The following is a 20,211-nucleotide window of genomic DNA, read 5'->3' as shown; positions in this document are numbered from 1 at the left end:
GCGCCTAGGCAGTCAACGCCTGCTGCGCGTTCGCACTCGCAGATTTAATGTGAACAGGCCCTAGTACTGTCCCCGGCTTTACTTCACGCGCTGTTTTTCCAGCTTGCGCGCCAGCGTGCGCCGGTGCATGCCGAGCCGGCGTGCGGCTTCGGAAATGTTGAAGTCGGTTTCCACCAGCACTTCATGGATGCGTTCCCACTCCAGCGTCTTGATCGAGGTCGAACGATTGCTCAGTTCGAGCTCGGTATTGCCGGCGACGTGGCCGAAGGCGGCTTCGATGTCGTCGGTATTGGACGGCTTGGCGAGATACTGGCAGGCGCCCAGCTTGATGGCTTCGACCGCGGTGCCGATGCTGGCGAAGCCGGTCAGCACCACGATCAGCATGTTCTCGTCATGCTGATGCAGCATCTGCACGCAGGCCAGTCCCGAGGTGCTGCCGTTGAGCTTGAGATCGACCACGGCATAACCTGGGTTGTGCTGTCCGAGCAAAGCTTGGGCCTCGTCCTGGCTGGCCGCCAGCAACACCCGGTAGCCGCGCCGCTCGAACGAGCGCCCCAGCGTGCGCGCGAACGCGGCGTCGTCTTCGATGATCAGCAGCAGACGCTCAGTGGACATGTTGCGAATTTTCCTTCATGGATTCCGTTGTTTTTTCTTCCGCCTGCGGACCGTCTTCCGGCGCCTGCTCGTCGGCTTCCAGGCTGATGGCGGACAAGGGCAAGGTCAGGCTGACCGTGGCGCCCGCGATGATACCGTCTTCTTCGCGATTATGCGCGGTGACGGCGCCGCCCAGCTTGCGGGCGACATTGACCACGAAAAACAATCCCAGTCCGCCGCCGGTTTTGCCCTTGGTCGACTGGTAGGGCTTGCCCAACTGATCCAGCATGCCGGGTACAAAGCCGGGGCCGGTGTCGTCGATGATCAGGCTGAGCACGTCGCCTTCGCGCATGGCGCTCAGGCGCAGCCAGCGCGGCGAGGCTTCCAGCGCATTGTCGAGCACGTTGCAGATCATTTGCTTGAGTGCGGAATCGAAGGCCACGGGCATGTCTTGCGCGATGTGGTTCTCATAGTCGAAGGCGACGATGGGACGCGTGGTGCGGAATTCTTCGGCGATGTCGCCGAGGAAGGTATTGAGCGTGGTCTTGACCGAGGATTCGCCGCGCGCTTCGCCGGCCGACAGCAGCACGCCGCTGACGATGGTCTTGCAGCGCTGCAGCTGAATCTGCATCTCGCCGATTTCTTCCAGCAGCTCCGGGTTGCTGCTGAATTCAGGCATGCGCCGCCAGTCGCCGAGGATCACCGACAGGGTCGCCAGCGGCGTGCCGAGCTCATGCGCGGCGCCGGACGCCAGCAGGCCCATGCGCACGATGTGGTCCTCTTCCGCCGCGCGCTGGCGCAAGGCCGCCAGCTGGGCGTCGCCGGCGCGGCGGATACTGCTGATGCGCGTGATGAAAATGGCCAGCAAGGCGGCGATCAGGATGAAGCAGATCAGCATGCCTTCGACGTACAGACTGAAGACGCCGTTGCCATGGTCGGGCGGCAGCGACAACGGCACGAAAAACTGCGACAACCCGGCGAAACACAGGCTGGTGATGATGACGATGGTCCAGGTCGACCAGGCCGCCAGCAGCACCGCGCTGATGATGATTTGCAGCAGGTAGAGGAAGGCGAACGGATTGGTGGCGCCGCCGCTGAGGTAAAGTTGCACCGTCAGCGTGGCCACGTCGACCAGCAAGGCAAGAAACAGCTCGCGGTTGGTCACGAAGGGCCGTTCGTGCCAGCGCAGGTGGCTGCCGATGTTGAAGGCGATCAGGCAGGCCAGCACCTCCAGCATGTGCGGCAGCGGCAAATGGATATCGAAACCGAAAATCACCACGATGATGGTGGTGATCTGTCCGAACACGGCAATCCAGCGCAACTGGATCAGTTGCAGCATGTTCTTGTGACCGGCGGCGCGGTCGGGGGCGTTGGCGTTTTTTTCCGCGCCGAGCGGCGAAATATCGTCCGTCAGCTCATCTTGCCGATGAGGAGGAATTTCGTGCGGGAGTGTGAATTGTGTATTGTCAGCCTTGCTTGCCATTGTTGCTTTCCTGGTCCAGTCGGGCCGCGCGGCGGCGTTTTTCGTCGCGCATGACCCAGAAGCCGGCACCGGCCGTCATCAGCGCCAGTCCGTACCAGGTGAGAGCATAAACCAAGTGGTTGTTGGGGAAAGCAATTACCGTCAATCCGCCTATGGGTTCGCCGGCGGCGCGGCCTTGTTCAGCCGGGGAATTGGCCGAAGCAGCGTCGGCGTCGACGAAGTACGGGGCGGTATTGTCCAGCTTGCGCGCCTGGGCGATGGCTTGCACGTCGCGTGAATACCAGCGGTCGGCGGCAGGATCGTTGTGGCGCAGGAAGCCGCCGCCCCGCTCGCTGATCCGCAACAGACCAGTGACCTCGGCCGGGCCGTCTGCGGCGCCCTCTTTCACGTCGTGCGCACCCGTGGCGATGTAGCCGCGATTGATGAGCGTGATCGTGCCGTCGGCGCTGCGCAGCGGCGTCAGCAGCCAGTAGCCGCTGCCGTAGATGGTGGCGGCCTGCACGCGCGCGGTTTGCGCATACAGATACGTGCCGGTGAGGCGGACGTGGAGGTATTCGTGAGTATCGGCGGTAATCGCCGGCCAAGCGTCAGGCCCCGGTGCGGCAACGGGCGCGGCATGGACGCGGCGATCGACGCGCTCGATCAGGTCGAGCTTCCAGAACAGGCGTTTGACCTGCCAGGTGCCGAGTCCGAGGAAACCGAAAAATACGACGGCCATGCAAAGCGCCAGGAAAAGACGCAGGCCGGAAGACCGAGGGCGCTCCGTTGCTTCCCTTGTTGCAGAAGCTGCGGCGCGCCCTGGAGACTGACTATCCGTCACTGAACGATGCGTAGAAGATGCGGATCAGTTGCAGATCACTTCATGCCAGGCATGTTGTGTTGCATATTCTGCTGCATGTTTTGCATCGAACCCGGTACGGCTTCCTGGATCAGGTCCTGGCTCATGCCGGGCATCATGTTGTGATTGAGGTGATACATGACCCACAGGGAACCGGCCAGCATGATCACCACGACCATGATCGTGAAGATCAGCGCCAGGATGGTCCAGCCGCCTTCGGACTTGGAGTTCATGTGCAGGAAATAGATCATGTGCACGACGATCTGCACCACTGCCAGGCCCAGCAGGACCAGGCCTGCGGTGCTCGATTTTTCGATCACGTTGGCCATGACCAGCCAGAACGGGATCGCGGTCAGGATCACCGCCAGCACGAAGCCGATGGTGTAGCTCTTGAGGGTGCCGTGGTCGGCGGTATGGTCGTGATGGTGGACGTCAAAGCCGTCCTGATGGCCGTACTTCTCAGCGTGCGACGGATGTGCTTGGTGTTGCGGCGCGCTCATGGCAGAACTCCCATCAGATAAACAAAGGTGAAGACGCCGATCCAGACCACGTCCAAAAAGTGCCAGAACATCGAGAGGCACATCAGGCGACGGCCGTTTTCAGGCGTCAGGCCATGCTTGTTGACCTGAAACATCAGGGTGATCAGCCACACGATGCCGAAGCTGACGTGCAGGCCGTGAGTCGCCACCAGGGCGAAGAACGAGGTCAGGAAGCCGCTGCGTTGCGGGCCCGCGCCTTCATGGATCAGATGGATGAACTCATACAGTTCCAGGTAGATGAAGCCGGCGCCCAGCAAGCCGGTGACGGCCAGCCAGATCAGCGTGGTCCTGACCTTCTTCTTTTGCATTTCCAGCATGGCGAAGCCGTAGGTGATCGACGACAACAGCAGCAAGGAAGTATTGATCGCCACCAGCGGCAGATCGAACAGCTCGGCGCCGGTCGGGCCGCCCGCATAGTTGCGGCCCAGCACGGCGTAGGTTGCAAACAGGCAGGCGAAAATCAGGCAATCGCTCATCAGGTACATCCAGAAACCCAGCAAAGTGCCGTTTTCCGGATGATGTTCCTTGACGTAATAGCGTGAGCTTGGCGCTGCGCCCATGGTTGCGGCGGAGGAGTTAGAAATCTCAGACATGGCTATCCAGCAAGCGTGTGCGGTCGGCTTCAACACGGACGACGTCGTCGGCCGGGATGTAGTAATCGCGTTTGTAATTGAAGGTATGGGTGATGATCGCGGCCATCAGGGCGACGAAACCGGCGCCGGCCAGCAGCCACATCTGCCAGATCAGGCCAAAGCCGATCACTGCGCTCAGCGCGGCGATGATGAAGCCGGCGCCGGTGTTCTTCGGCATGTGGATAGGCACGAAACCATCTTGCGGACGGGTGTAGCCGTTGGCCTTCATGTCAGCCCAGGCGTCGTTGTCATGCACGCGCGGCGTGAACGCGAAGTTGTAATCCGGCGGCGGCGACGACGTCGACCATTCCAGGGTACGGGCGCCCCATGGATCGCCGGTCGTGTCGCGCAACTGGTCGCGGCGCAGGTAGCTGACCACCAGCTGGATGATGAACGAACCGATGCCGGCGGCGATCAGCAAGGCGCCGAAGGCGGCGATCTGGAACCAGATCTGCAGCGACGGATCTTCGAAGTGGCTCATGCGGCGGGTAACACCCATGAAACCCAGCACGTACAGCGGCGTGAAGGCGACCCAGAAACCGATGCACCAGAACCAGAAGCTGCAACGGCCCCAGAAATCGTCCAGCTTGTAACCGAAAGCCTTGGGGAACCAGAAGTTGATGCCCGCGAACATGCCGAACACCACGCCGCCGATGATCACGTTGTGGAAGTGAGCAATCAGGAACAGGCTGTTATGCAGCACGAAGTCGGCCGGCGGCACCGCCAGCATCACGCCGGTCATGCCGCCGATGACGAAGGTGATCATGAAACCAATGGTCCACAGCATGGGCACTTCGAAACGGATGCGACCGCGGTACATCGTGAACAGCCAGTTGAAAATCTTGGCGCCGGTCGGGATCGAGATGATCATCGTGGTGATGCCGAAGAACGAATTGACGCTCGCCCCGGAACCCATGGTGAAGAAGTGATGCAGCCAGACCAGGTAGGACAGGATGGTGATCACGACGGTCGCATACACCATCGAGGTGTAGCCGAACAGGCGCTTGCCGCTGAAGGTCGAGACGATTTCAGAGAAAATGCCGAAGGCCGGCAGAATCAGGATGTAGACCTCGGGGTGACCCCAGATCCAGATCAGGTTCACGTACATCATGGCGTTGCCGCCGAGATCGTTGGTGAAGAAGTTGGTGCCGAACACGCGGTCCAGCGACAGCATGCCGAGGACGGCGGTCAGGATCGGGAAAGCCGCGACGATCAGCACGTTGGTGCACAGTGCAGTCCAGGTGAAGACGGGCATCTTCATCATGTTCATGCCCGGCGCGCGCATCTTGACGATGGTGGCGATCAGGTTGATGCCTGATAGCAGCGTCCCTACCCCGGCAATCTGCAATGACCATATGTAATAGTCCACCCCCACATCAGGACTGCCGAGGATGCCCGACAGCGGTGGATAGGCCAGCCAGCCGGTACGGGCGAATTCGCCGACGAACAGCGAAGCCATCACCAGGCCGGCGCCGAATGTCGTCATCCAGAAGCTGAAGTTGTTCAGGAACGGGAACGCCACGTCGCGTGCGCCGATCTGCAGCGGCACGACGTAGTTCATCAGGCCGGTCACCAGCGGCATCGCCACGAAGAAAATCATGATCACGCCGTGGGCGGTGAAGACCTGGTCGTAGTGATGCGGCGGCAGGAAGCCGGCCGAATCGCCGAAGGACAGCGCCTGTTGCGCACGCATCATCAGCGCATCGGCAAAGCCGCGCAGCAGCATGACGATGCCGAGGATGACGTACATGATGCCGATTTTCTTGTGGTCGATGCTGGTGATCCAGTCGCGCCACAAAGTACCCCACAGGCGGAAATAGGTAATGCCGCCGAGTACGGCGACGCCGCCGATCAGCACGCCGATAAAGGTGATCAGCAGGATGGGTTCATGAAAGGGAATCGCTTCCCAGCTGAGACGGCCGAAGATCAGCTTGGTCATGTCAATATGGTCTGGCATCGTTACTTTCCGCTGAAAAAGAAGGTCGCGGCGCCATGCATTGCAGCCTGCATGGCACACTTGCCGGCTGCGTGCATCGACATCGATGCTGCCGCCGGCGATTCTTTCGATTGATTATTCATGGTGGTGCTGGCCGGCTGCCATGGCGACTTCCTGCGGCGCAGCCTTGGCGGCGCCCTTTTCGGTCTTTTCGCCCTTGGCGTCATCCTTGACGTTCTTGTCGGTCATCATCTGCTGGTCCATGCAGACCTGGCCTTCGGCGACGCAACGGTTCAGGATCGCGTGGAACAGCGTGCCGTCGACGGCATTGAAGTGCTGCACCGGATCCTTGATGCTCGGCTTTTCCAGCGCGATATATTCAGCGCGCTTGAGGGCGCCGCCGCTGGATTTGACCTTCTTGACCCAGGCGTCGAAGTCCTCATCGCTCACGCCGTGGAACTTGAAGCGCATGTCCGAGAAACCGGCACCGCTGTAGTTGGCCGAGAAGCCTTCAAACTCGCCCGGCTTGTTGATGACGGCGTTGAGCTTGGTCTGCATTCCCGGCATCGCATAAATCTGTCCTGCCAGCGCCGGGATATAAAAGGAATTCATCACGGTCGAAGCGGTAATCTTGAATTCGATCGGACGGTCGACCGGCGCCGCCAGTTCATTGACGGTAGCAATGCCTTGCTCCGGATAGATGAACAGCCACTTCCAGTCCAGCGCGACGACTTCCACGGTCAGCGGTTTGACGTTTTCAGGCATCGGGCGCTGCGCGTCGAGGCGCGACAGCTTGCGGTACGGGTCGAGCGTGTGGGTGCTGATCCAGGTCAGCAGGCCGAGCGCGATGATGATCAGCAGCGGCGCGCCCCAGATGACCAGCTCGAGCTGGGTCGAGTGATCCCAGTCCGGCTCATAGCGGGCCTCGGTATTGTTCTTGCGATAGCGCCATGCAAAAAGGACCGTCAGCGCAATCACCGGAACGATGATCAGCAACATCAGGATGGTGGAAATAACGATCAGTCTGCCTTGCTGGCTGGCGATGTCTCCGGAAGGATTCAGGACGACCGTATTGCAACCAGCCAGCAAAACTGCAGGCAGAAAAATGAGTCCGCGGCGAATGAGGTGTGAAAACATGCAGGGAAAGTCCAGTCGGAGCTATCAAATCATGCTAATGTACACTTACCGTAAAGCATTGGCGATTGGACAATTTGTCCTACCCTGATTCCTGTCTTGACTGTCAACAGACCGTCAGCATGATGTCAGAGCGACAATACAGGACGACAATAAAACCAATCGGCAAATATTCAACAATGCTTCGCGGAACGTAGCGGCATTACAGACCGAACCAAGAAAGAGAGACAATGATCATGGCTAGCACTCATATTCATCACCCTGAAGTTCCTGGCAAATTTTCTGCAAATACGCCTGTCGGTGGTTCTGATAATGTAAATAATGCCAAATCTGATCATCCAGTGATTGCACCCGGCGATATTGCAATCGGCGTGGTCATCGGAAGGGCTTCAGAATACTTCGATTTCTTCGTGTATGCCATAGCCTCGGTGTTGGTTTTTCCCACTATCTTCTTCCCCTTTGAGCAACGCCTTGAAGGCACGCTTTACGCCTTTACCATTTTCGCCTTCGCATTTATTGCGCGACCGTTCGGCACCGTTATCTTTATGGCAATACAGAGAAAACTGGGGCGCGAGGTCAAGCTGACGCTGGCGCTCTTCCTGCTGGGCTTGTCCACGGCCGGAATCGCCTTCCTGCCGACGTATGACCATCTGGGCTTCACGGCCATCGTCCTGCTCGCGGTGCTGCGCATCGGCCAAGGCCTGGCGCTGGGCGGCTCGTGGGACGGCCTGCCGTCGCTGCTGGCGCTGAACGTGCCGAAGAACAAGCGCGGCTGGTACGCCATGCTCGGCCAGTTGGGCGCGCCGGTCGGCTTCATCGTCGCCGGCCTGGTGTTCGCTTACCTGATCGGCAACCTGACCAGCGAAGACTTCCTCGACTGGGGCTGGCGCTACCCGTTCTATGTCGCGTTCGCCATCAACGTCGTCGCGCTGTTCGCCCGCCTGCGCCTGGTGGCCTCGGAAGAATATGCCAGCCTGCTGGCCGAACGCGAACTGGAACCGACCAGCGTTATCGAAATCACCCGCACCCAGGGCCGCAACCTGATCATCGGCGCCCTCGCCGCCTTGGCCAGCTACGCGCTGTTCCATCTGGTGTCGGTGTTCCCGCTGTCGTGGATCTCGCTGTACTCGATGCGTTCGATGAGCGACTTCCTGATGGTGCAGGTGTTCGGCGCCGTGTTGATGATGGTGGGCATCGTGCTGTCCGGCCCGATTGCGGACCGCTTCGGTCGCCGCACCACGCTCGGTGCGCTGGCGGTGCTGATTGCGGTGTTGAGCGGCTTCGTGCCGACGCTGATCAACGGCGGCGATACCGGCCAGGACATCTTCATCCTGGTGGGCTTCGCCCTGCTCGGCTTGTCTTATGGCCAGGCTGCCGGCGCGGTGACGGCCAACTTCCCTGCCAAGTATCGCTACACCGGCGCGGCGCTGACTTCCGATCTGGCATGGCTGGTCGGCGCGGGTTTTGCGCCGCTGGTGGCGCTGGGCCTGTCGGCGCACTTCGGCCTGGCTTACGTCAGCATCTATCTGCTGTCGGGCGCCGTCTGCTCGCTGGCGGCATTGAGCGTGAACCGTGCGCTGGACGTACGCTGAGCGCCTGAGCATCAAATAAAAACGGCCTGGCTTGCATCTCTGCAGCCAGGCCGTTTTTTCGTTAACCCTCCCCGGTTTTAAGCTACCCGCCCCAATACGTCGGCGCCGCTTTGCTGGTAGATCTTGTGCGCCGGACGCGCCAGGCCAAGATTCTCGCGCAGCGTCTTGCCTTCATACTCCGTGCGGAACAAGCCGCGCCGGCGCAGCTCCGGCAGCACCAGCTCGACGAAATCGTCCAGCCCGCCCGGCAGCGTCGGCGGCATGATGTTGAAGCCGTCCGCGCCGCCATGCAGGAACCAGTCTTCCAGCCGGTCGACGATGCTCTCCGGCGTACCGTGTATCGACCAGTGGCCGCGCGCCGTCGCCACGCGCAGATAAAGCTGGCGGATGCTCAGGTTTTCGCGGCGCGCCAATGCCGTCACCAGCTGGAAGCGGCTCTTGGTGCCGTTCGGCTCCTGCAGGTTTTCCGGCAGCGGCCCGTCGAGCGGATAGCCCGACAAATCGATGCCGCCCAGATGCTGCTGCAACAGCGACAACCCAACCGCCGGATGGATCAGCGACTGCAACTCTTCGAACTTCTCCCGCGCCTCGCTTTCGCTGCGGCCCACTACCGGGAACACGCCAGGCATGATCTTCAGTTCGTCCGGATGGCGACCGTATTTATCCAATCGCGACTTCAAGCCGCTGTAAAAATTCTGCGCATCCTGCAGCGATTGCTGCGCGGTGAAAATCACTTCGGCCGTGCGCGCCGCCAGTTCCTGCCCCGGACCGGACGACCCGGCCTGCACCACCACCGGATGTCCTTGCACCGGACGGGCCACATTCAACGGACCGCGCACGGAAAAGTGTTTTCCCTTGTGATGAATCGCATGCAATTTATTGAAATCGAAATGCACGCCCTCGGCCTGATCGAAACGGAAAGCATCATCCTCCCAGCTATCCCACAAGCCGCGCACCACGTCGACGAATTCCTCGGCGCGCTCGTAGCGGGCGGCATGTTCGGGATGCTTGTCGAGGTTGAAGTTGTGCGCCTCCGACTCCGACCACGACGTCACCACGTTCCAGCCAGCGCGGCCATTGCTCAGATGATCGAGCGACGCGAACTTGCGCGCCACGTGATACGGCTCGTTATATGTCGTCGACACCGTCGCCACCAGGCCGATGTGCTCGGTCGCCTGCGACAACGCGGACAGCAAGGTCAAGGGCTCGAAGGTCGCCGCACGCGACGTCAGATGCAAGGTCTCGGCATCGTGCGAACGGATCGCCACGCCGTCGGCCAGGAACAGCGCATCGAATTTGGCGCGCTCCGCAGTCTGCGCGATCTGCCGGTAATGCGCGATGTTCTGTCCGGCATCGGCTTGCGCCCGGGGATGGCGCCAGCCTGCGACGTGATGACCGGTTGCCTGCAAAAAGGCGCCAAGTTTCAGTTGTTTTTTCGGTGTGCTCATGATGCCACCGCCACCGTAGAAACTGTCTCGGCAGAACGTGTCTTCTCCGGCACGTTGCGCGCCACGCTGCGACGACCGTCGACGCTGACCGGAATGTCGCCGGCGATCGTCACGCGCCGTACCACGCGATGTTGATCGCCATAGTCGTTGATCGCATAATGCTGCGTCGCGCGGTTGTCCCAGATCGCCACGTCGCCCGCCGACCAGCGCCAGCGCACGGTATTTTCCAGGCGCGTGACATAGCTGTCGAGCAGCTTCAGCAGATGCTCGGAATCCGCAGTCGGATAGCCCAGCAGCTTCTTGACGAAATGCCCGAGCACCAGCGTGCGCTCGCCGGTTTCCGGATGCACGCGCACCACCGGATGTTCCGCTTCGTAGATGGTCGAGGTGAACACTTCGCGATAGCGTTTGAGTCCCGTTTCGCTGGCATTGAAGCGCGAGGCGTAATCGTAGTCGTTGGTGTGCAAGGCCCACAGATTGTCGGCCAATTGTCGCAGCGCCGGCGGCAGATCCAGATAGGCCTGCGCCGTATTCGCCCAGACCGTGTCGCCGCCATGGGCAGGAATCTCCACCGCGCGCAGTATCGATGCCTGCGGATACGCCACGTCGAAGGTCACGTCGGTATGCCAGGAATTGGCCCGGCCGCCGTGCGCGGAATCCAGCTCCAACAGATAGCCCGTGCCGTCCCGCACCGGCACCGTGGGATGCGCCACCGGCTGTCCGAACAATTTGGCGAAAGCTTCCTGCCCGGCATCGTCAAGATGCTGCTGGCCGCGGAAGAACAAGACCTTGTACTTCAGCAGCGCATGGCGAATGGCGTCGAAAGTTGTTGCGCCCAGATCACCGGACAGGCGCACGTCGCGAATTTCCGCGCCGATGCGTCCGGCAACGGGATGCAAATCAAGCAATGCTTCTGACATCTTGTCTCTCCTTGATTGAAATAACTAAGATTCCGTCTTACGGTTGTGCTGCGGAAGACGGACGACAATTTTTGCGACAGGCGACATTGGCGGTGTCCGGGCGACTGTCGTTGATGAAGCCGTCACGATTGGGCATGCGCACTTTCGGCAAAGACTGCGCATCGAGCACAGCGTTGTCGGCCACGATGCCATTCAGATGGAGCAGGTACGCCGTCACCGAATACACCTCGTCGGCGCTCAGGCTCTGCGGCGCGTTGTACGGCATCGCCCGGTTGATGAAATCGAATACGGTCGTCGCATAGGGCCAGAAGCTGCCGATGGTTTTGACCGGCTTTGCCGTCGCCAGCGAACCTTTGCCGCCGACGAGCTGATCGGCAAGTCCACCCTCGCCCTTGGTTCCATGGCAGGCGGCGCATTGCCGGGCATAGACGTCGCGACCGCGCTCAACGCTACCGCTCCCTTTGGGCAACCCTGCGCCGTCGGCAGCGACGTCGATATTCCACGCCGCCAGATCGCGCTCGCCGGCGGCATGGCCAATGCCGTAGATTTGCGCCTGCGCAACCGGCTGCGCGAGCAAGGTCGCACTGAAGGCAACAATGGCAGCGACGGAAAACGGCTTAAACCTGGACATTGGTGATGACTCCGTCGCTTGCCACTTTCCAGCTCTGTATGGCGTTGAAGTGATAATTCGATTCGACGCCGCGCGCTTCAACCAATTGCGTTGCCTTCGGCTGTACATAGCCGGTTTCGTCCACCGCCCGGCTTTGCAACACCATCGGCGCGCCATCCCAGCGCCACGGAAAGCGAAAGCGCGTCAGTGCGCGGTCCAGCACCGGCTCCTGCAATTGCGCCGTGCTCCAGCTGTGCCCACCGTCGGTCGACACGTCGACGCGCTTGATGCGTCCGCGTCCGGTCCATGCCAAGCCAGAGATTTCGTAAAAGCCTTTGCCCCTGAGCCGATGATCCGGCGCAGGAAAGGTAATCACCGACTTGGTTTCCATCAGAAACGTAAACTGGCGCGCCGTGCCGTCCGGCATCGAATCCGTGTACTTCGACGTTTCTTCGCGTGTCATGAAAGGTTCGCGCCCGACCTTCAGGCGACGCAACCACTTGACGCTCATGTTTCCTTCGAAGCCAGGCAGAAAAAGACGCAAGGGATAGCCATGCTCCGGTCGCAGGCGCTCGCCGTTCTGCGCATACACCAGCAAGGCGTCATCAAGCGCCTTGCTGAGCGGGATGCTGCGCGTCATGCTCGCCGAATCGGCGCCCTCGGCCAGAATCCACGCGCCTTCCGGCTTGATACCAACTTCCTCCAACACGACTGCCAACGGCACGCCGGTCCATTCGCAGCAAGACAGCAAGCCGTGGCTGAACTGCAGCGAAGCGGTACCCGGCCCCTTCCATTCACGGCCGGTGTTGCCGGAACATTCCAGAAAATGAATTCGCGACACCGACGGCAAGCGCACCAGATCTTCCATCTTGAAAATTGTCGGCCGCTCCACCAGTCCATGCACCGCCAATCGGTGCTGGTCGGGATCGATCTGCGGTATGCCCGCGTGATGCCGTTCAAACACCAGACCGGTCGGTGTGATGATGCCGTGCAGATTCTGCAAAGGCGTCATCGACGAGTTCGCTCCCGGCAATGGCGCTGCACCACGAGAACGACGCACCACATTTTTTTCATACGGCGACGGCTGGCCATAGGGATGCCACAATACCGGCTCACCCGGCGTCTTGCTCCATGGCGCCACCTCCAGTGGTTCGGCCCGTGCGCCCGGCGCGAAGGCTGCGCCGACCAGCGCACCGCCCAGACCAGCGCCGCCGCGCAGGAAACGCCTGCGCCCTGCTTCAGAATTCGTCTTGCGGCTCATCGTTGCGGTTGTCTCTGTTCGCTCTTCTTGTTCTTTTAAATGGCGAATTGCCATTGACGGATCTGTTCAAGATCGATTGCATCCGCACGCAAAGGCGGCTCCGCCAGGCTGGCGCTGTCGCCGGAGAACTCCTTCAACACCTCCTGCTTGACCTCCGCAAAGGCGGTGGCCGCCCGCTCGCGTGGATGCGCCAGGTCCACCGGAACGATGCGCCGGATGCGCCCCGGGCGCGGCTCCATGACGACGACTTTGTCGCCGAGATAAATGGCTTCTTCCACATCGTGCGTCACCAGGATCATGGTGATGCCCTCGGCCTGCCAGATGCGATGCAGTTCTTGTTGCAGATACGCGCGCGTCAATGCATCGAGCGCGCCGAAAGGTTCGTCCAGCAGCAATATCTCCGGCTTGCTGACCAGCGCGCGCGCAATCGCCACGCGTTGCGCCATGCCGCCCGACAATTGATGCGGATAAGATTTCTCGAAGCCTTCAAGGCCGACCAGTACGATGTGTTCGCGCACCGCCTGGCGCTTTTGTCCCGGCGTCAGGTCGGCATTGAGCAAGCCTAGCTGGATGTTGTGCTCCACCGTCAGCCAGGGAAACAGCCGATGCTCCTGGAACACGATACCCCGTCGCAGACTGGTGCCGACGATGCGCTGACCGTCCAGTAAAACCTGCCCTTGATAATCCTCTTCCAGTCCGACGATGAGACGCAGCAAGGTTGATTTCCCGCAACCGCTGGAACCGACGATGCTGACGAATTCACCCGGCGCTATGGTCAGGGTCACGTCTTCCAGCACCGACAGGTCGCCATTTTTGACGGGATAGGATTTACTCAGATGCTGGATATCCAGCGTACCGGCCAATGACATGTCTACTCCTTAAAATTGTGCGACCGAGCGACCGCGCCATGCCAGCAGACGACGTTCCAGGCGCGCCGCCAGCCAGTTCAGCGCGAAACCGACAAAGCCCACCACGATCACGCCGAAAATCACCAGATCCATCAGAAACAATTCGCGCCCGTCGATCATGGTGTTGCCGATTCCCTTGCCCGATACCAGCAGGTATTCCGCCCCCAGCGTCGCCAGCCACGCGTAGATCAGCGCCAGATGGATGCCGGCGAGGATAGACGGCGATGCCGCCGGCAGGATCAGCTTGAACAGCCACTGACGCCGGTTGAACTTCAGCACGCGCGCCGCTTCGATCAGTTCGCCCGGCACGCTGCGTATGCCTTCAAAGGTGTTGAGCACCACCGGGAAAAACGCCGCCAGCGACAGGAAGGCCACCTTGGCCGCATCGCCCAGGCCGAACCAGACCGACAGCAAGGGAATCCAGGCAAACAGGGAAATCTGCTTGAGCGTATGGAAGGTCGGGCCGATCATGCGTTCGAACAGGCGCGACAAACCGAAGGCGACGCCGAATGCCAGCCCCGCGCTCACACCGATGGCAAAGCCGATCAGGTCGCGCCGCAAGCTGGCTGCGAGCGCAGTCCACAATTCGCCGCTGCGCACCTGTTCGACGGCGGTATCCCACACTTTCCCCACCGGCACCAGCAAGGGCGACGTCGTCCAGTGATAACGGGCAGCCAGCCACCACAGCGCCAGCAGCGCTACCGGCAAGACCCAGCCGCGCAGCACCTTGGGTACGGGATGCTTGTCTTCGGGATGAAGAAACGACATGGCGCTCTCCTCTCAGAATCCGCTGCGGCGCCAGCCGAGCAGGATCACTTCAATCCGCGCCAATACCTGATCCAGCGTGTAGCCCACCACGCCGACCACGACCACCGCCGCCATCACGACATCCAGTTGGAACAACTGCCGGCCGAAGACGATCATGTAGCCCAGCCCCTCCGACGATGCCAGCAACTCCACCACCACCAGTGCCAGCCACGCATGCGTAAAGCCATAACGCACGCCGTTCCATATCGGCGGCAAGGCGGCCGGAAAAATCACGCGCCACAGCAATTGCCAGCGCGAGAATTTCAGCACGCGCGCCACCTCGACATAGCGCGCCGGCACGTTCTCGATGCCCTTGTAGGTATTCAACGCAATCGGCACCAGCGCCGCCTTGGAAATCAGGATGATCTTGAGCGCCTCGTCGATGCCGACCAGCAGCATCAGCAAAGGCAGCCAACCCAGCACCGGTACCTGGCTGAAAGCCTTGAACAAGGGATAGACATAATCCTTGAACACCGGCGACAAGCCCATCGCCACGCCGAGCAGCAAACCGCCGGTCAGTCCCACGCTGAAGCCCAGCAACACGCGCAGCAAACTGATTTTCAGGTTGTCGAACATCTCGCCCGAAGCCACCAGATCGGCGAAGGTCAGCAGCACCGATTGCGGCGACGGCAATACCTGCGGCGCGACCCATTCAAAGCGGGCGGCGACATACCACAGCAACAATAGAAACAAGGGAAAAGGCAAGGCCAGCCAGCGCGGCGACCATTGACTGAAGAAGCGCGCATGCAGTGATGCCACTGCAGCCGCAGTGGCAGCAGGCGCCGGTTTCGATTGCGCAGATTGCGCCGATGGCGATAACTCCAGGGCAGCCTGCTGCGTACTCATGACTCAGGTCCCCAGAATCTTGCCATTGACCTGGAAGATCGGCCAGTAGTTTTCCAGCCGCAGCTCCTTCAGTGCAACCTTCAGATAACTCTGGTCGATCCACTGGTCGACATCGAATTTGGCGCGGCTCAGTTTGAGTCGATAGGCCTGTTCCACCGAATCCTTGTAGCGCGCCACAAGGAAAGGATCGAAATTCGGATTGATGCGCACGCGCAGCGGTTCGCCGTCGTAGTCTTCGCGCCAGTGCTCGTAGGGCGTCCCGGCTTTGGCCCACAGGCGCAGGACTTCTTCGCGGTTGGCTTCGTCCGATGCCCACTTCGATGTCTTCACGAAAGTCTTGACCACGCGCGCGGTAATCGCCGGATATTTTTGTGCGAACTCTTCCGTCACCAGGACGTGCGACTGTGTGGTGAAAACCGGCGAGCCGCCCTTGCTGCTGTAAACGATGCGCGCCGCATTCTTGTCGCGCAGACGCAGCAGGTTGATGTTGCCGAATGCGGCGTCGATATCCTTGGTGCTCAACGCCGCCAGCGTCGTGGCCTGGTCAAGATTGATGGCGCGCAGATCGCGCTCCTGCAAGCCGTTCGCTTCGAGCACGCGGTTGATCGGCAACTGGGCGTTGGTGCCCTTGAAGATGGCGACGCGCTTGCCGCGCAAATCCTTGACCGACTGGATGGACGAGTCGGGCGGCACGGCGAGATAGATGTTGGAACGCACGCCGGTGGCGAGCACGAGTTTGGTCTTGAGTCCCGCCGACTTGGCCACGATGGCCGGCAAATCGCCCTGAAACGCAAAGTCGAGCTGATTGTTGGTCAAGGCTTCGTTGACCGCGGGTCCGGCGCCCTTGAAGAAGAACCATTCGACCTTGATGCCGTCGGCCTTGAACTCCTCTTCGACCCAGCCTTTGGCGTTGGCGACCGCCGCGGAGCTTCCCGAAAACTGCGGCGGGTTGCCGATGCCGGGCTGCGCCACGCCGATGCGGATGGTGGCCGGCTGATTTGCCGCGCGCGCTTGCAGACCCAGCAATGCGGCACCGGCGCCGACGCCACCGGCAGCGAGATGCTTGAGTACGGTTCTGCGATCCAGAGTCATTGGTTTCCCTTGCTTGTTTGTCGATGCAGACGGCTCCGATGGCGAAGCGAAAATCTGCGATCAAGTATAGGCAAGGGAAAACCGGCGACAAACGAATGAATTCGTATGTCCTTATGCGAAACTTTTTTCCTGAAGCGGCGATACCGCGCGATATCAACGATCCATCTCAGCGATCCATCTTGAAGCCGCCGACGATCGTCGCCAGTCGCGTCGCCTGGTCCTGCAAGGATTGCGCAGCGGCGGCGGCCTGCTCCACCAAGGCGGCATTCTGTTGCGTGCTCTCGTCCATGTGCGTGATGGCGCGATTGATTTCTTCGATGCCGGTGCTTTGCTCGGAACTGGCAGTGGCGATTTCGCCGACGATGGCGCTGACGTTCTTGACGCTGGCCACGATCTCCACCATGGTCTGTCCTGCTTTTTCCACCAACTGGCCGCCATCGGTCACTTTCGACACCGACGAATCGATCAGCACCTTGATCTCTTTGGCGGCCTGTGCGCTGCGTTGCGCCAGGCTGCGTACTTCGCTGGCGACCACCGCAAAACCGCGTCCCTGCTCGCCGGCACGCGCCGCTTCGACGGCGGCATTCAAGGCGAGGATATTGGTCTGGAACGCGATGCCGTCGATCACGCCGATGATGTCGACGATCTGACGCGACGACTGATTGATCGCTTCCATGGTGGCGACGACGTTGCCGACCACCTCGCCGCCTTCTGCCGCAATGGCCGACGCCGCCAGCGCCAGTTGATTGGCCTGGCGCGCGTTGTCGGAGTTCTGTTTGACGGTTGACGTCAGTTCCTCCATGGCGGAAGCGGTTTCTTCCAGGGCGCCGGCCTGCTGTTCGGTGCGGCCCGACAAGTCGAGATTGCCGCTGGCGATCTCGGACGACGACACTTTGACGGCGTCGCTGGTGCGCCGGATCTCTTGCAGGATGGTGGTGATCTTTTGCACGAAGACGTTGAACGACCGCGCGATCTGGCTGACCTCATCCTTGCCGTCTTCCGGCAGGCGCATGGTCAGGTCGCCGTCGCCGGAACCGATGCTGTCCATGGCGTTGCGCACCTGCGACAAGCGTTTGAATACGGCCCTGGTGATCATGCCGAGAATCAGTGCCGCCAACGCCGCCACCAGCACGATGGCAACCAGCGACGATTGCGTCGCGTGGCGCATGCCGGCATTGACGTCGGCCTTGTCGATCGCCACCAGCAAGGTCCATTCGGTGCCTTTCACGGGAATCGCCTGCACCAGCTTGGCGGCGCCGTTGAGCACGATTTCTTTTTTGGCGGTGTTGGCATCGTCGCCGGCGAAGGCATTAAGACGTTCCGCCGTCAGCTCCGGGTTCCAGTCCTTCACCGGCTTGTTGATCCATTGCGCATCGGGATGCGCCAGCATCATGCCGTCACGATCGACCAGAAAGGCGAAGCTGGCCGGCGTCGGATGCACCGCCTTGACCACGTTGCTGACGCCGTCCAGAAACACCGCCGCCGCCACCACGCCTTGCAGGACGCCGTCCTTCTTCACCTGCGCGGTGAAGGACACCATCGGTTTCTTCGTGACGACATCGGTGTAAGGCTTGGTCACCACGGCCTTGCCGGCCTTGACCGATTGCTGATACCACGAACGTCCGGTCGGATCGTAGCCGGGCGGCAGTCCCTCGGCGGCGGAAGTGAAGGCAGTCTTGTCTTCCTTGCCGAAGGTGGTGACGTAAAAGCCGCCGCTCTTCTGCAACTGCTTGATGACGAACACCGGGTCCGCCTGCAGCACGCCGTCGGCAGCCGCTGCCGCCATGCCGGCCTTGGCCGCCACCCACTCGTTGATCGCCGAGGCATAACCGTCGGCGATGGAACGCGAACTCTGGTCGATGGCGTTGTCGTTGTCGGTTTTGATAATCACGTACGACACCGTACCGACCAACCCCAGGCTCGCAATGAGCAAGGCAATACTGAAAAACAGAATACGCGTTCTGATTGAGGTAAACATGGCTGACCTTCCCTGGCTATTTTTATTGAACTACTTGATACGAACGCTTCAAACGAACTTGCCAATCCGACCGACAACAGCCTCACGCACCGACCCGCTGGTGATGAAGGAATGCGCCACCTCAATATCGTTGTGGAACCAGCGGTCGCCATCCAGGCAAGCCGGGATCTGCTTGCGGATTTCTTCGTAAGCCGCCTGCGTCCCCTCGCCCAGCACGAAGTCCTTGAGCAGGTCTTCCGTCATGGTCAGCCCCTGCGCCGCCAGCAGCATTTCCACGCCGACGATGTACTGCGTGTTGGCAACCACGGTGGCCGCCTTGCGCGCGCACCAGGTCGAGTTGGAGACGTGGTCTTCGCTGTTGCCCTTGGAGGGAATGCTGTCGACGCTGCCCGGCATGGACAACGTCCGGTTTTCCATCACGAGCGAACTCATCGAGCATTGCACCACCGGATAGCCGGTATTGACGCCGCGCACGCCGCTCATCAGATTGCGCGGCAGGCCCCACGACAGGGTCGGATCGATCAGGCGCGCGATGCGGCGTTCGCAAATGCTGCCCAGGTCGGTGATGGTCATCGCCAGCAAGTCCATCGCCTGCGCCAGGTACTGGCCGTGGAAGTTGCCGCCGGAAATGATCTCGAAGCCGCCGCCCTCTTTGTCGAAGATCAGCGGGTTGTCGGTGGCGGAGTTGATTTCCTTGTCGACGATGGTGTCGATGTAGTCCAGTGCGTCGAACACCGGGCCGTAGACTTGCGGCGCGCAGCGCAGCGAGTAGACGTCCTGGATACGGGAGGAATACGGGATGTCGGTGCGGCGCAGTTCGTCCGGCAGTTGCACCGAACGTGCTTCGTGGGTGGTGCGGGTCGAGCCTTTGAGCAAGCTGCGGATGACGGCGGCGGTCTTGATCTGGCCGGCATGCGGACGTGCTTGCTGGATGCGCGGATCGAAGGCGGACATCTCGGCGCGCATGGCTTCCAGCGTCAGGCCCAGCGACAGGCAGGCGTCGGTGAGCAGGTTGCGCGAGTCGTGCGCGGCCAGGACCGCCACGGCCAGCGAGGCGGTGCAGCCATTGATGAGGGCCGAGGCGTCTTTGGCCTTGAGGTCGAATTTGACCGGGCCAATGCCGGCCTGGGTGATGGCTTCCGGAGCGCTCATGCGCTTGCCCTGGTACATCACTTCGGCTTCGTCGAAACCGACGATGGCGGCGGCCAGGTAGGCCAGCGGCGCCAGGTCGCCGGAGGCGCCGACGGAACCCTTCTGCGGCATGATCGGGTGGATGCCGGCGTTGATGAAGGCCAGCAGGCGATCGACCACTTCCACGCGCGGCGCCGAGTAATTGCTGGCGAAGGCGTTGGCGCGCAGCAGCATGGTGGCGCGGCTGACTTCTTCCGAGAACGGTTCGCCGATGCCGGCGCTGTGGGCTTTAATTAACTGCGTCTGGAACAGTTCGATGTGTTCGACCTTGATGCGGGTGTCTTTCAACAAACCGACGCCGGTGTTGAAGCTGTACATCATGGGCGCTTCGTCGTGCATCCAGGTCGATTCGATGAAGTCGCGGCTTTGCTTGAGGGCGGCGCGCGAGGAGTCGGCCAGGGC

At 61.0% G+C, this 20,211-nt stretch carries 18 protein-coding genes; 1 reads left to right on the top strand and 17 read right to left on the bottom strand.

Annotated elements, in window-relative coordinates:
- Positions 1-78: 78 nt before the first annotated feature.
- From PMI16_RS08390 to cyoA, 7 genes are all read right to left on the bottom strand, one after another.
- Positions 79-615 (bottom strand): response regulator transcription factor, encoded by a 537-nt coding sequence (locus PMI16_RS08390; RefSeq protein ID WP_007878466.1) that lies wholly within the window; start codon positions 613-615, stop codon positions 79-81.
- Positions 605-2,077: an ATP-binding protein gene (locus PMI16_RS08385; RefSeq protein ID WP_007878465.1), complete on the bottom strand. Its 1,473-nt coding sequence runs from the start codon at positions 2,075-2,077 to the stop codon at positions 605-607. Before PMI16_RS08385 ends, PMI16_RS08390 begins: the two co-directional genes overlap by 11 nt.
- Positions 2,061-2,795 carry an SURF1 family protein gene (locus PMI16_RS08380; RefSeq protein ID WP_007878464.1) on the bottom strand — a complete coding sequence of 245 codons (735 nt, stop codon included), beginning with the start codon at positions 2,793-2,795 and terminating at the stop codon, positions 2,061-2,063. Before PMI16_RS08380 ends, PMI16_RS08385 begins: the two co-directional genes overlap by 17 nt.
- 137 nt (positions 2,796-2,932) lie before the next feature.
- Positions 2,933-3,415: a cytochrome o ubiquinol oxidase subunit IV gene (cyoD, locus tag PMI16_RS08375; protein ID WP_007878462.1), complete on the bottom strand. Its 483-nt coding sequence runs from the start codon at positions 3,413-3,415 to the stop codon at positions 2,933-2,935.
- Positions 3,412-4,047: a cytochrome o ubiquinol oxidase subunit III gene (cyoC, locus tag PMI16_RS08370; RefSeq protein WP_007878460.1), complete on the bottom strand. Its 636-nt coding sequence runs from the start codon at positions 4,045-4,047 to the stop codon at positions 3,412-3,414. Before cyoC ends, cyoD begins: the two co-directional genes overlap by 4 nt.
- The gene (gene cyoB, locus PMI16_RS08365; protein ID WP_007878459.1) at positions 4,040-6,043 is read right to left on the bottom strand and encodes a cytochrome o ubiquinol oxidase subunit I; all 2,004 of its coding nucleotides are present in this window, start codon (positions 6,041-6,043) and stop codon (positions 4,040-4,042) included. The genes cyoC and cyoB overlap by 8 nt, the downstream gene beginning before the upstream one ends.
- 114 nt (positions 6,044-6,157) lie before the next feature.
- Positions 6,158-7,159: a ubiquinol oxidase subunit II gene (gene cyoA, locus PMI16_RS08360; protein ID WP_007878458.1), complete on the bottom strand. Its 1,002-nt coding sequence runs from the start codon at positions 7,157-7,159 to the stop codon at positions 6,158-6,160.
- A 233-nt stretch (positions 7,160-7,392) separates the two neighbouring features.
- On the opposite strand from cyoA, the gene PMI16_RS08355 reads away from it, so the two are divergent.
- Positions 7,393-8,748: an MFS transporter gene (locus tag PMI16_RS08355; protein WP_007878457.1), complete on the top strand. Its 1,356-nt coding sequence runs from the start codon at positions 7,393-7,395 to the stop codon at positions 8,746-8,748.
- Between the two features lie 77 nt (positions 8,749-8,825).
- Here the strand turns inward: PMI16_RS08355 and PMI16_RS08350 are convergent, their stop codons facing one another.
- The 10 genes from PMI16_RS08350 to PMI16_RS08305 form a co-directional block, all read right to left on the bottom strand.
- On the bottom strand, positions 8,826-10,196 hold the full coding sequence (locus PMI16_RS08350) for an LLM class flavin-dependent oxidoreductase (RefSeq protein WP_007878452.1): 1,371 nt from the start codon (positions 10,194-10,196) through the stop codon (positions 8,826-8,828).
- A complete protein-coding gene (locus PMI16_RS08345; RefSeq protein ID WP_007878450.1) occupies positions 10,193-11,116 on the bottom strand; it encodes a TauD/TfdA dioxygenase family protein in 924 nt (307 codons plus the stop codon). Before PMI16_RS08345 ends, PMI16_RS08350 begins: the two co-directional genes overlap by 4 nt.
- 37 nt (positions 11,117-11,153) lie before the next feature.
- A complete protein-coding gene (locus PMI16_RS08340; RefSeq protein WP_007878448.1) occupies positions 11,154-11,747 on the bottom strand; it encodes a c-type cytochrome in 594 nt (197 codons plus the stop codon).
- A complete protein-coding gene (gene soxC, locus PMI16_RS08335) occupies positions 11,734-12,987 on the bottom strand; it encodes a sulfite dehydrogenase (RefSeq protein ID WP_007878445.1) in 1,254 nt (417 codons plus the stop codon). The genes PMI16_RS08340 and soxC overlap by 14 nt, the downstream gene beginning before the upstream one ends.
- A 35-nt stretch (positions 12,988-13,022) precedes the next feature.
- Positions 13,023-13,856 carry an ABC transporter ATP-binding protein gene (locus tag PMI16_RS08330; protein WP_007878443.1) on the bottom strand — a complete coding sequence of 278 codons (834 nt, stop codon included), beginning with the start codon at positions 13,854-13,856 and terminating at the stop codon, positions 13,023-13,025.
- 9 nt (positions 13,857-13,865) lie between these two features.
- The gene (locus tag PMI16_RS08325) at positions 13,866-14,663 is read right to left on the bottom strand and encodes an ABC transporter permease (protein ID WP_007878439.1); all 798 of its coding nucleotides are present in this window, start codon (positions 14,661-14,663) and stop codon (positions 13,866-13,868) included.
- Positions 14,664-14,675: 12 nt separating this feature from the next.
- Positions 14,676-15,548: an ABC transporter permease gene (locus PMI16_RS08320; RefSeq protein ID WP_007878438.1), complete on the bottom strand. Its 873-nt coding sequence runs from the start codon at positions 15,546-15,548 to the stop codon at positions 14,676-14,678.
- 3 nt (positions 15,549-15,551) lie between these two features.
- Positions 15,552-16,640, bottom strand: a complete 1,089-nt coding sequence (locus PMI16_RS08315) for an ABC transporter substrate-binding protein (protein ID WP_007878437.1) — start codon at positions 16,638-16,640, stop codon at positions 15,552-15,554.
- A 166-nt stretch (positions 16,641-16,806) separates the two neighbouring features.
- Entirely contained in the window at positions 16,807-18,618 is a 1,812-nt protein-coding gene (locus tag PMI16_RS08310) for a methyl-accepting chemotaxis protein (protein WP_007878436.1), read from the bottom strand.
- Positions 18,619-18,666: 48 nt separating this feature from the next.
- The coding region (locus PMI16_RS08305; RefSeq protein ID WP_007878435.1) for an HAL/PAL/TAL family ammonia-lyase at positions 18,667-20,211 on the bottom strand (1,545 nt) is incomplete at its 5' end.

The sequence above is a fragment of the Herbaspirillum sp. CF444 genome (assembly GCF_000282135.1).
Lineage (GTDB): Bacteria > Pseudomonadota > Gammaproteobacteria > Burkholderiales > Burkholderiaceae_D > Herbaspirillum.
The sequence above is the reverse complement of the archived record's forward strand: the minus strand, read 5'-3'. Positions and strand labels throughout refer to the sequence as shown.